The 12195-nt window shown below is 39.6% G+C and carries 12 protein-coding genes; 2 read left to right on the top strand and 10 right to left on the bottom strand.

The features are described from left to right. Positions 1 to 98: 98 nt before the first annotated feature. From NOS7107_RS07495 to NOS7107_RS07480, 4 genes are all read right to left on the bottom strand, one after another. Entirely contained in the window at positions 99 to 305 is a 207-nt protein-coding gene (locus NOS7107_RS07495) for a hypothetical protein (protein ID WP_015112375.1), read from the bottom strand. A gap of 244 nt (positions 306 to 549) precedes the next feature. Continuing rightward, positions 550 to 1152, bottom strand: coding sequence for a superoxide dismutase (locus tag NOS7107_RS07490; protein WP_015112374.1), 603 nt, complete (start codon positions 1150 to 1152; stop codon positions 550 to 552). 695 nt (positions 1153 to 1847) lie between these two features. Continuing rightward, on the bottom strand, positions 1848 to 3452 hold the full coding sequence (locus NOS7107_RS07485; RefSeq protein ID WP_015112373.1) for a bifunctional pantoate--beta-alanine ligase/(d)CMP kinase: 1605 nt from the start codon (positions 3450 to 3452) through the stop codon (positions 1848 to 1850). Between the two features lie 283 nt (positions 3453 to 3735). Beyond that, positions 3736 to 4842, bottom strand: coding sequence for a septal ring lytic transglycosylase RlpA family protein (locus tag NOS7107_RS07480; RefSeq protein ID WP_015112372.1), 1107 nt, complete (start codon positions 4840 to 4842; stop codon positions 3736 to 3738). A gap of 824 nt (positions 4843 to 5666) precedes the next feature. Between NOS7107_RS07480 and glsA the strand changes: the two genes are divergently transcribed. Continuing rightward, a complete protein-coding gene (glsA, locus tag NOS7107_RS07475; RefSeq protein WP_015112371.1) occupies positions 5667 to 6656 on the top strand; it encodes a glutaminase A in 990 nt (329 codons plus the stop codon). A 30-nt stretch (positions 6657 to 6686) separates the two neighbouring features. On the opposite strand, the gene NOS7107_RS27690 is transcribed toward glsA, so the two are convergent. The 5 genes from NOS7107_RS27690 to NOS7107_RS07450 form a co-directional block, all read right to left on the bottom strand. Continuing rightward, positions 6687 to 6953, bottom strand: a complete 267-nt coding sequence (locus tag NOS7107_RS27690; RefSeq protein ID WP_216594398.1) for a hypothetical protein — start codon at positions 6951 to 6953, stop codon at positions 6687 to 6689. Positions 6954 to 7010: 57 nt separating this feature from the next. Then, a protein-coding gene (locus tag NOS7107_RS27685) for an IS5 family transposase (RefSeq protein WP_085999800.1) occupies positions 7011 to 7804 on the bottom strand; the annotation gives its coding sequence in 2 pieces (ribosomal slippage) (positions 7011 to 7465 and positions 7465 to 7804; 795 coding nt in all). Between the two features lie 73 nt (positions 7805 to 7877). Continuing rightward, the gene (locus NOS7107_RS07460) at positions 7878 to 8465 is read right to left on the bottom strand and encodes a DUF4435 domain-containing protein (RefSeq protein ID WP_083889683.1); all 588 of its coding nucleotides are present in this window, start codon (positions 8463 to 8465) and stop codon (positions 7878 to 7880) included. After that, complete coding sequence (locus tag NOS7107_RS07455) at positions 8462 to 9646, bottom strand: AAA family ATPase (protein WP_015112370.1); 1185 nt, start codon at positions 9644 to 9646, stop codon at positions 8462 to 8464. The genes NOS7107_RS07460 and NOS7107_RS07455 overlap by 4 nt, the downstream gene beginning before the upstream one ends. An 85-nt stretch (positions 9647 to 9731) precedes the next feature. Next, positions 9732 to 9953 carry an addiction module protein gene (locus NOS7107_RS07450; RefSeq protein ID WP_015112369.1) on the bottom strand — a complete coding sequence of 74 codons (222 nt, stop codon included), beginning with the start codon at positions 9951 to 9953 and terminating at the stop codon, positions 9732 to 9734. Between the two features lie 62 nt (positions 9954 to 10015). Here NOS7107_RS07450 and NOS7107_RS07445 point away from each other — a divergent pair, with 62 nt between their 5' ends. After that, entirely contained in the window at positions 10016 to 11215 is a 1200-nt protein-coding gene (locus tag NOS7107_RS07445; protein WP_015112368.1) for an acyl-CoA dehydrogenase family protein, read from the top strand. A 319-nt stretch (positions 11216 to 11534) separates the two neighbouring features. Here NOS7107_RS07445 and NOS7107_RS07440 read toward each other — a convergent pair whose 3' ends face one another. Continuing rightward, positions 11535 to 11942 (bottom strand): hypothetical protein, encoded by a 408-nt coding sequence (locus NOS7107_RS07440; protein ID WP_015112367.1) that lies wholly within the window; start codon positions 11940 to 11942, stop codon positions 11535 to 11537. Positions 11943 to 12195: the final 253 nt, after the last annotated feature.

Below are 12195 nucleotides of genomic sequence, written 5' to 3'. Positions count from 1 at the left end.
AGTCTGAAGTATGAAGTATGAAATTTTCTGCTTCCCAAAGGGGCTACATCCTTCAGCCTTCATCTATTTCTGGTCAATAGACTATTGATATTACCTCATTAAAAGACCTGATCTTCTATGCTTCGCCACCATTCACCCAAATTCATTAAATCTTGGTGAATGTCTGCTAACTCATCAGCGTAAGTATCTTCAGAAATTGTATCTCGGCGTTCTTGTAATTTTTTCAGGCGTAGTTGTACTAGTAACCACGGTTTGGTGATGCTATCTGTGGCTTCGAGGTATTGTGCTAGTTGTGTGCTATCCATATATGTTTTGATTTTTATGTTTTTTTTAGGCAAAAAGAATATTGACTGGCTTCACAGCAGACTCCCTATGTTCAAGATAGTTCAGAGCGGCGATCGCTACTACCGTGTTGACAAGATTTTTAATTGAAGCAAAAACAGCCACGAATAGATAGTCGTGACTGTTGGTAATATTTTGGAGAGCAACTAAATATCTATACTTGAGAAATTAGGCAGAAGTTGGCGATTCCTTTCTGCCTAATAGATATTATGCTTTAGCCAGGTTTTCTGCAACGAAGTCCCAGTTAACCAACTGATCTAAGAAATTCTTGATGAATGCTGGACGAGCATTGCGGAAGTCGATGTAATATGCGTGTTCCCAAACATCAAGGGTGAGCAATGCTTTTTTGCCGTGGGCTAAGGGATTTTCGGCGTTAGGTGTTTTAATTACTTTCAGGGTACCACCATCATCAATTAACCAAGCCCAACCACTACCAAACTGAGTAGCAGCAGCATTTGAGAACTCTTCTTTAAATTTGTCGAAGCTACCAAAGTCTTTTTCAATTCTGGCTGCAACGTCACCAGTGGGTGCGCCGCCACCTGCTGGCTTCAAGCTATTCCAAAAAAAGGTGTGGTTCCAAACTTGAGCCGCATTGTTGAAGATACCTGCTTTAGAGGAATCTTTAAAGGAGATTTGGATGACTTCTTCTAGAGACTTATCAGCAAGTTCTGTATTTTCAGTTAGCTTGTTGAGGTTATCGACATAAGCTTTGTGATGCTTGCCATAGTGATACTCGAAAGTCTCACCTTTCATGCCATACGCCTCTAGAGCATTAAAATCAAAGGGTAAGGGGGGCTGTGTAAATGTCATTTTATGAAATCCTCTCTTTACTGTTTCTCGGCCTAAAGTTATTACCGAAGCTTAGAAAATTACAGGTTTTGTGTTTAGTCGTTTTGATGTCCTTGAATTAAGGAAACATAAAACTTAACATCGTCATTCTACTACCAAAGTGATGATGAAAACAAAAGACTTTTTTTATAAGTCAAATGCCGATGGCAGAAGAATTTTAAATAAAAACAACTAATATTTGATCACCAAAGTATTTTAGCGATTAGTCATTACTAGTGTTGAACTTAATTTATAGTTTATAACTGGCTGTTCGCAAGGGTTTCAGTCGTTTTAAATAGGAGGTTTATTTTCCTCGGTTATCCTAGCAGATTATTACCCCTTAAATCTTCTATCCTGCTTAATAAGTCAGAAAGATATTCCCCCCTGAGCTAGGAGGGAATGAGAAGAGGTCTGCTTTGGCAATGAACTTTGGTTTTTGCAGCCAGAGTTGATAATAGTTAGTTAGCGAATTCTTAACCTTAGATACTTCTACCTTAAGGCATAATCATCATAGATATTATTAGTCAGTCTTTAGCTAGATGAATAAATTTCTCCAGTCTATAGAATGTTATCTACTAATCTAATTTAATTGATTAAAAATCTGATTTACAAGTGGTGGGTAGGTACTCAGTTACTCACCACTCAGAGAAAGAAAGACTAAAAGCGTATCTCTCTGATTAAAATTGAGATAAGCGTTGATGGAAATAATTAATGATTTGTGCCGCAACTTCAGATATATTCATACCATCAGTTTGAAGTTCCACTGCATCCGCAGCTTTTTGTAAGGGGGAAACTTTACGAGTGCTATCTTTCCAGTCGCGTTCGGCGATGTCCCGTTCTAGTTGTTCTAAACTAACTTCAGGTTGACCTTGTTTTTGAAAGTCTTGCTGACGACGACGAGCGCGTTCAGTAACTGAGGCGGTTAAAAAGATTTTTACTTCAGCATCGGGGAAGACGTGACTACCAATGTCCCGTCCTTCGGCGACTAAACCACCTTTTTTACCCCAATTTTGTTGTTGTTTAACTAAGGCTTGACGCACAGCACTTTGGGCGGAGATCGCTGATACTTTAGATGTTACCTCAACTGTGCGAATTTCTTGGGTAATATCAACATCATCAATCCAAACCCGCACTGGAGATTTTAAATCTGGGCTAGGAGTGAGTTCAATTTTACAGGTATGCGCTAGTTCAGCGATCGCACATTCATCATCTAGAGCAACGCCTTTTTGGACTACTAGCCAAGTCATCGCTCGGTACATAGCACCTGTATCTAAATAAACTAGCCCTAGTTCTGCCGCTACTTGGCGTGCTACCGTAGATTTTCCGGCTCCAGCAGGCCCATCAATAGCGATGATGGGTTGGCGATCGCGCAAGATGATATTATCAATCAAACGTGTAGAACCAAGACGAGCTGCGATCGCCAGCATTCCTTCCTCCTCAATTGTTTCTAATGACATTAACGTAGTCGGTTCAACCAATTCAATATATTCCACTAAAACAGTACTCACCCCAGCCACTTCTTGTTTTACCACTGCTATTAACTGATTGCTGTTATGCACACCAGATTTAAAAGCAGCTTCGGCTTTTTTTAATCCTCGATATAACACCGCTGCTTGCTCTTTTTCGGTCGCACTCAAATATTGATTGCGAGAACTAAAAGCTAAACCTGACGCTTCTCTGACTGTCGGACAAGCTACAATTTCTACGGGCAAATTTAAATCAGTCACTAGTCGTTGAATAATCGCCAGTTGCTGACCATCTTTTTGACCAAAGTAGGCACGGTCAGGCTGTACTAAGTTCAAAAGCTTCGTCACAATCGTTGCTACACCCTGGAAGTGACCTAGCCGAGAACGCCCACACAAACCTAGTATCATAGCAGATGGTGGTATGACTTGAGTAATCAAAGATTCTTGTATATTTTTCGCGGGTACTCCCATCACTTCCGGAGTAGGAGCAAAAATCGCGTCAACTCCCGCATTTTCACATAATTTCTGATCTTGCTCTAATGTGCGCGGATAGCGTGCATAATCTTCGTTAGGGCCAAATTGCAAGGGATTGACAAAAATACTGACAATCACCGTTGAGTTTTCTTGCCTGGCACGTTTGATTAAGTTTAAATGACCTTGATGCAAGCCTCCCATTGTCGGTACCAAGCCGACGGCTGTTCGATCCCAACTGCTAATTTCATCTGCGACCAGATCTTCTGGAAATGTCAGTTGGCTTTCCGAGCGAAGTTTATTTAAATAGCAGCGTAAAGCTGCGACTGTTGTCAACAGGCGCACAAAATTCCCCTAGTTCTTCTAAGCCTCCCCCGTTAGTTTATATCTGAAATTGGGGAAAAGATGCGAGAACTAGGGGAATATAGAAATTAGGTAAATTTGCAGGAAGAAGGATTGTATTTGAGATTTAGCCTTGTCATTAATTCGCGCCAAGCGCGTTGAGGGAAAACACTACGCCGAACAGCCTGGGAAATTTTAGATTTTGAATTTTGGATTTTGGATTGATAAATTAGCAATCTAAAATCCAAAATTGGTTATGCCGAACATCCTGCAAATTACCTAAAACTTATCGTCCCAACACTTCGATATGTACTGGCGCAACACCACTACCAATCATACCGATAGTGCGGGCCGCAGCAGTAGATAAATCAATGACTCGACCCCGGATATACGGGCCGCGGTCATTAATCTTTACTACGACAGAACGACCATTACGGGTATTGGTGACACGAACTTTTGTCCCAAAGGGTAAACTGCGATGTGCCGCAGTCATAGCTTCAGGGTTAAATCTTTGACCACTAGCAGTCATACTGCCTGAGCCATCATAGCCATAAAAGGAGGCCATGCCTCTAAAGGTAAGTCTGATATTACCAACGGCAATTTGCTGCGGCAGTCTTGGTAATGACAATGGGGATCGCACTGGTAAGTTGGCAATGTTATCAATAGGAGATGCGTTACCAATGAGTCTGCGTAAGCGGTTGGTTGCTTGTAATGCGTCTTGTGCCAGATTGTTGGTGGTGTCTGCTAGGCGGGTATTTTCGTTGATTTCCACCAATTCTTGGTCTTTGATTTTGATTGTATAGCGATCGCTAGGCTGTGCCGCAGAGCTTTTATCTTGGGCTTGATTAGCAGTTTTGCTCTGATCTTTCCAACTGACCGTAATCTGTTTGGCATCAACGTTGTCTTGAATCAGCTGGTTGATTTTAGCTGCTATCACACTAGCTCGTTGAACAGGGTCATTTTCTAATGAGCCGACTTGGTTTCCAGAATTTACTACATTGCCAGTACTTGCCACTTTAGTTGAGTTGTTAGCAACAAGGGCGTACGACTGCACGCCCCCTATTTCTCCCACAACACCTTGTTTTGTTTCAACACTCGCAACTTGCTTAGAACTCACAAAAGTGAGTACTGGTATATTCCGGATGTACAGGGTTGCCGCTTGACGACCTCCAATACTGTGAGAATGAATGCTTGTAATCACAGCATCCGAGTTCTGTTTCTCGGTAGGGGATTGGTACTCACCTACTTTAACCACATCACCACTTGATGATTTTTGAGAAACTGGATGAGTTTCCTTGGCGGTTTGAATTGTAGTTTGAGTGCGACCCATTGAGGGTATCCCGGTAAGAGTCACAAACAAGGCGACAGTAGTCCACAAATGTCTTTGGTTCATGCGTCCAATTTTCAAGCGACTGTAGAACAGTAGTTTTTTTGATTAACGGAATTTAATGCCATATAAAGAGCAAAAGTTTTCCTTAAAATCGAACTCGTTCCGCTTTCACTTTGTTTTTCATAACTGCAACAGACTAACACGAACTTTTGGACTTGGGGATCAGGGTTTTAGCGTAACCAAACCTCAATTTCGCAAATTTAAATCCCGATCAAAAGAGTGAAACCTTGTTCAAATGCGGATTTTAGGTGTGTAGCGTTTTTTTCGGCTACGAACATTTTTCTTATTAAAACTTTACATGGTTCTCAGATTATATTTTGGCAAAATTTACTCGATTTACCTGTTGATTTCAGTAAAAAATTTGTATGTTATGAAACATATAGTTTTTTGAAATCATGGCTATAAGTTTTAAATATATTGAAGAGAAAAACTGTTGTAAACACGGAATTAGGCTATATTTATATGGTTCCTATAATTACTTGAAAGCTCTTTATAGTAAAGCTTATAGCCAAAATATTTTTTTGATTGACAGCAATAATTGATGTTCTAAAAAAGTTATGTAGTTTCCAATTACAAGGAAATATACTGATTTTTGTTTGGTAAAAAGTGATTTAAAAAACCAGTAATATTAGCAGTCATGGGCGAAAAAATTAGGTGCTTTTGTAACTAATATTTTTTACAATTAAAAGAAAAATAAGAATGAAAAAATTAAAAAATACCAGTGGACGTATATTCATGAATTTAGCAATGTAGCAAAAATTACAATAACAATCGACTGCCTGAAAGAATTAATTATCTATGATTTTCTCAAATAAACTAACAGCTTCATGGCAAAACAAGCAAATTCAGTAGATTTAGAAATAGTTTCATCATCATTGTTATCTGTTCTCCAAGACTTGCACTCTAAGTACAAGTCTTTGCAAGAGGGTGCAGTCGCAAACTATATTCCAGAATTAGCCAAGGTAAACCCAGATTTATTTAGCATTTGCATCGTGACTGTAGATGGTCAAGTTTACGAAGTTGGAGATTACCAGCAGCTATTTACTATCCAGTCAATGTCTAAAGTCTTTGCTTACGGACTAGCGCTAGAAGATCATGGGCGAGATTATGTGTTGACAAGAGTGGGTGTAGAACCGACTGGAGAAGCATTCAACTCAATTATTTTAGATGAGCGATCGAAGCGACCATATAACCCAATGGTAAATGCTGGTGCGATCGCCACCACCAGCTTAATCAAAGGCGATGGTGCAACCGAACGCCTCAACCGCGTCTTAAAAATGTTTCGCCGCTACACTGGCCATGATGTATTCGTCGATATGTCTGTATTTACTTCCGAACGCAGCACCGGACATCGCAACCGCGCAATGGCTCACCTGATGCTGAACTTTGGCATGATTGACCAAAATATTGAAGAAGCATTAGACCTTTATTTCAAACAATGTGCTGTGATAGTGAATTGTCACGACTTAGCCGTGATGGCGGCGACATTGGCGAACAAAGGAATTAACCCCATCACAGGCGAACGAGCTGTAGACCATCAATATATAAAGGATATTCTCAGCGTTATGTACACCTGCGGAATGTACAACTTTGCTGGCGAATGGGCGTATACAGTTGGTATTCCCGCTAAAAGTGGCGTTTGTGGCGGAATTTTCGCAGTTGTACCCAATCAAATGGGTATAGGAGTATTTTCGCCACCCTTAGATGCGCGTGGTAACAGTGTTCGTGGAGTCGAAGTGTGTCAAGCACTTTCCCAGCAGTTATGTCTACATCTATTTGAATGTGGCGGTAGCTCAAAAATAGAGAATAAGGAGTGAGTGGATTTTTTTCTCAGTTATTTAGAACTGCTATATGTCATTCCGCAAAACCTTGAATGGCTGATTATGACTTTCCCAGGTGCGAATATTGAAGTAGAGTTGCGTCTTGCAAAAGTAGACTGCTTCGTAAGCCAGTCGTAAACTACGCTCAAGAGCGTTTGGTTCAACATCACCAGCTTTGTTAGTACCAAGCGCCTTACGTAAACCAAGTGACAGAATTTCTACTAAATCATGACCGCAGCATACTTGCCAAGGATCATGGTTGTTGTTTTTCTGACTATTTATCCGTCGTTGCAACTCTTCGTCTTTTAACGAGTAGGCTTGAGATTTAGAGACTATTTATAAAGTAAATCTTTAGACGACAAGACGACGCAACATAATCCGAGTCATAACAGCATATATAGCAGCTTCACTCATTTCGGGTAGGCGCTCATAATCTTTGCTGAGACGATGATATTGGTTAAACCACCCAAATGTTCTTTCGACTACCCAACGTTTCGGTAAAACCTGAAATTCTGACTCGGTACGCCGTATGACTTCAACATGAGCTTGGATCATCAACCAAACACAAAGAGCAAACTTATCACCGTCATAACCGGAATCAACCCATAAAACTTCAACTTTCTCAAGTAATTCAGGACGCTCCTCTAACAATTCCATCAAAGCATAGGCAGCAAGCACTCGCTCTGGGGCATTTGCTTCACTTACAACCACTTTCAACAATAATCCCAGGCTATCAACCAAAGTCTGTCGCTTTCGCCCTTTTACCTTTTTACCGCCATCAAAACCGTACACATCCCCCTTTTTTGGTCAGTTTTAACTGACTGACTGTCTGCGGCGAGGGCGCTGGGTTGTGTTGATTTACCTAATTTTAAGCGAACCTGACCGCGTAATGAATGGTTTAATTTTTCCCATACCCCTTTGCGCTGCCATTTGCGGTAGTAGTTGTATACAGTTGAGCTGGGCGGGAAGTCTCCCGGAAGCATATTCCATTGGCATCCTGTCTTCAGGTGATAGTAGATAGCGTTGCATACCTCCCGCATATCAGTTGTGCGCGGGTGTCCTCCTTCTTTCGCTGGTGGAATCAAGGGGGCTAGGATTTCCCACTCCATATCTGTTAAGTCTGTGGGGTAAGACTTTCGCGCCATACCTAACTATGTAAATACACTACGTTTAATGTATCTTATCGTTGTCATAACTCTTTTCTTTTCGCTTTTAGATTTACTTTATAAATAGCCTCTTATTCTTAACCTCTTGAATCATTTGCCGTTCATTAATTTGTAGGGTTTGCTCATCAATGAACTTGCTAAATGTAATACACTCAAAAGTGAGGTTTAATCCATCAGACTGAGATATCCACAGCAAATAACCTACTGAAATGCCAATTTCACACAATGTTAATCTGACATCGCGCTTAAATTGGGCAATTTTTTCTTCAGAACCAAACTCAGCCAGTACCTTGTCTAATGCTGGTGATTGAATCAGCATAGTTTCTAGGTCATGGGTATCGGTGTAAAGCAAATTGGGACTACTCGATACTAAGCTTTTAAGCCGATCAAAATCTGCATCGACAATTGCTAAAACTCCCTGAAAATTTGATTTTTCTAAAATTTCTAAAGTATTAATAACACATTGTTTACTAGATGGTTTTCCTGAAATAATAACTACCTGACAAGCTAATTTATCAATAAATCGCTCATAGAAATTTTTATCAGAACTGCCTTCTACCAATAAAAAAGTACCTTTAAACGTATCTCTGAGTAATCTAACTTTATTAGCAAATCGGTCAACTGAAAGAAACTCTCTCACTTTTCTAATCCTTTCAGTTCAACCGTCAAATCCCATCTGTCTTGAATAATATCTGGTGAATGTGTCGCCATTAATATATCCAAATCTGCAAGTTGTGTAATTTCTCGCAAATCTTTTAAAAATTGAACTTGCCAACCAACATGAAGTGATAATTCTGGTTCATCAATTAATACTAAAGATTTAGGTTGCACTTTAAATAGAAGTTCGTATAAAAGGACTAACTCATGTTGCTCACCTGATGATAAATCCATTGCTGAAAGAGTTTTGGAATTAGATAATGATGAATTATAAAATGTGGTAAAAATAAAACCTTTCTCTTTACTAAAGTTTATCTCTTTGTACGAATAAGCAAATTTATTATTAATAATTTTCTTTAACAGTTCAATTTTGCTGGCGATTTCTGCAAAAACACTCAGCTTTTTTTCCATATCTTCAACATATACCAACAAAGCATTTTTAGTGCTTTCATCTATATCTTGAGGCTGGATTTGAACTTCTGAATTTTCATCTTTATCTAAAAGACCAACTGCTACAAGACGAGAACGAGTTGCTTCCAGTTCGCTGAATTTATGACGCAGTTGTTCATTGCTTACATCTGCGGATGGCTTATGTTTTACTATTCTTATTGGAAATGTTCTGTCAAGAGATTCAGATATTGTAGCGTATTCCCTAAATTTCCTTTGCATCAGTCGAGCAAGTTCATCAGAATATGCCGATACAGTTGATACCATTGAGTGTGTTTCAGCAGATTGTCTGCGAGAACGTTTAGGAACAGAATTTAGCAAACGTTGTGATTCTATCAGGCGAATATTGATATTCTTCTTCAATTCTTCTAGACTTTCAGGTTTTTGCTGTAAATCAACCATTTTGGAATTTTTATCCAAATTAAAAAGGATGTTATACCTTTTAAATTCCCCTGGGAAATCCTCTGCATTATCAACATTGTTTGGTATTATGTCAATAATAATATCATCATCAAATTCAATTCTAAAATTCTTATATGGAATAGTGAGTAATTCTGAATCTCTAGATTTTAAAAAACTATTCAAAATTCTCAATATTGCTGTTTTACCAAAACCATTTGGGCCATGAATAATGGTAATTCGTTCATCCATATTTAATGGAATTACATGGTCAAAAATTCCAAATAAGCCATTGACGGAAATTTGCTTAATTCTCATAGTCATTGAGTCCTATAGCCATTGGCTTTTTCAAAGCTATTTTGGATATCAAGTTCTGCTTCTGGGCTAACTATTAACTGATACATTATTGAGACAAACCCAGTCTTTGCTTAACCTGCTCCCAACTTGAACCCCGCGTTGGGTTTTGATGATGTAGTTCTAAGCGTCTATCCAGTTCTTGTTTTTGCTCCTCGCTCAGAGTCACTGCATTACTATCAGTCAGAATGCTATCCCATAAATCTTCTGCAAGCTGTATTCGCTCAGATATGCTGAGTTCAGAAATCTCAACTTTTAATATCGGGTGCATAGTTATTTGCGATTTTTTGACTATTATCTGTAATTTTAAATCAATTTTTAGCTGGAATGGAAATGAAGCAACTAGTACTAGAAACCTTTGTAAATCAAGGCTTAGAAACTTCTTTGTCACTTTTTGATCAAGTTAAAACCCTATCACAAGATTTTGCGACTCGCGCCGCAGTGCATGATAAAGATGGTTCATTTCCTTTTGAAAATTTTACGGCTCTGCATCAAGCGGGACTGTTGGGTTTAACTATTCCCCGTGATTTGGGTGGACAGGATTTAGGGCTGGCTAGTATTTGTCAAGTTATTGAGGGGATAGCCTGTGGTGATGCTTCTACGGCTTTAGTGTTGAATATGCACTATTTACAGCACGCTAAGGCTAATCGTAGCCGTACCTGGCATCCTGAAGTATACAACAAAGTTTGTCGGGAAGCGATCGCCAACTCCGCCCTGATCAACGCCGCCCGTGTAGAACCAGAGTTAGGTACACCAGCTAGAGGCGGTTTACCAGCGACAACAGCCCAAAAAACATTAGACGGTTGGCTATTAACCGGACATAAACAATACACAACAGGTAGTCCAATTCTCAGCTACTTTGTGGTTTGGGCAAAAACAACCGAAGATGAACCGCAAGTAGGGAATTTTTTAGTTCCTCGTGATTTACCTGGGGTACAAATTGTCGAAACTTGGGATCATTTGGGAATGAGAGCTACAGGTAGCCATGATTTAATTTTAGAAAGTGTCTTAATTCCTGATGAATATGCTTTAGATATTCGTCCTGTCTGTGTTAAATCACCACCAGATCCCATAACAGCAGTTTGGAACAGCTTGACATTGAGTGCATTGTATTTGGGAGTTGCCACAGCTGCGCGAGACTGGTTAATAGAATACCTGGGCGATCGCACTCCGTCAAATTTGGGAACACCACTCGCCAGTTTGTCACGCTTTCAAACAGCGGTAGGCGAAATCGAAGCACTGCTATATGCTAACCGCACATTAATTTATAACTTGGCACAAGAACTTGACAAAGGCGAGTCTGCACCTAATGTAGAATTACAAGCACAAGCTGTAAAATATCTCAGCACAACTAATTCAATTCGTGCTGTAGAAATTGGTTTAGAACTTATCGGTAATCCAGGATTAACCAGAAAGAATCCTTTAGAGCGACACTATCGTGATATTTTGTGCAGTCGTATCCACACACCACAAAATGATGTAATTTGTCAATCTTTAGGGAAAGCTGCACTCAATAAAAGTGCTGAGTGCTGACTGTAAATCTAGTTATCCCAAAGTTTTAGCTATTAACTTCGACTGCTGTTAGGACTTACGCAGAGTCTATGATTTCTTGGCGCTCTTCTCTACGAGACGCTACTCGAAGGCGACTTGGCGGTACCCTTCGGGAAGCCGCTTCGCGTCTACGATAAATTAAGCTTTTTGGGAATTTTTGCGTAAGTCCTGTGCTGTAAATAAAACCTCTCTTAAAAAATTTAAGAGAGGTTACGGTTGGAGTTTTATGAAAGAATCGGCGAGTGAGAGTGATCCACATGGAATTTAAGAGTCAGAATATTGCTGCTAAATTCTTCAATGACTAAACTATTCCTGGGCCTCTACCGCGTTCGTCACCTTTTTCTGTTAATTCGCCTTCCTTATCTTCTTTGACTTCTTGAAGTTCCTCTACGCGTTGTGCGCTATCTTCTGCGACTTCTTGACGCGCATCACCAGGAACCTCATAGTACATTTCTGGTTCCACTGCGTAGTTATTTAACAACCCTTCTTTATCTACAGTGTAACCGTCTGTTGTGTGGATGCTTTCCGCATCGGTTTGGTCATTTGTGGAAGCATCTGCTTCTCTTTTTTCTGTGGGTAATGTTTTATATGATTCTCCCTCTCTTTTTTTACGAGCAGCAGTTTCAGCAGGAACAATCCCTCTGTCATAGGTATCTACTTCTGCTCTTTCAGATGAATCTACTGCTTTTTTAAATTTTTCATTAGCCATAAATCATGTCCTCGAATTTAAAGAAAAGTATTTTGTTCAATAGCTTCGAGAACTAGATTAGGTTGTTGAGGAAAGTATATCTACTATCTTGAGAATAGATTTAAATGAAAAAATTATATTATTTCTATATCTTGAGATGTATAGCAGTTGAGCAGTTGACAATTTTTATATTCATACCGAGTTACAGTCAAGCTGTAGAGACGTTGTATACAACGTCTCTACTTGGAGTGAGAGTAGGGAGTGAGAATACTAT

The organism is Nostoc sp. PCC 7107, assembly GCF_000316625.1.
In the GTDB taxonomy this organism is placed as follows: domain Bacteria; phylum Cyanobacteriota; class Cyanobacteriia; order Cyanobacteriales; family Nostocaceae; genus Nostoc_B.
The sequence above is the reverse complement of the archived record's forward strand: the minus strand, read 5'-3'. Positions and strand labels throughout refer to the sequence as shown.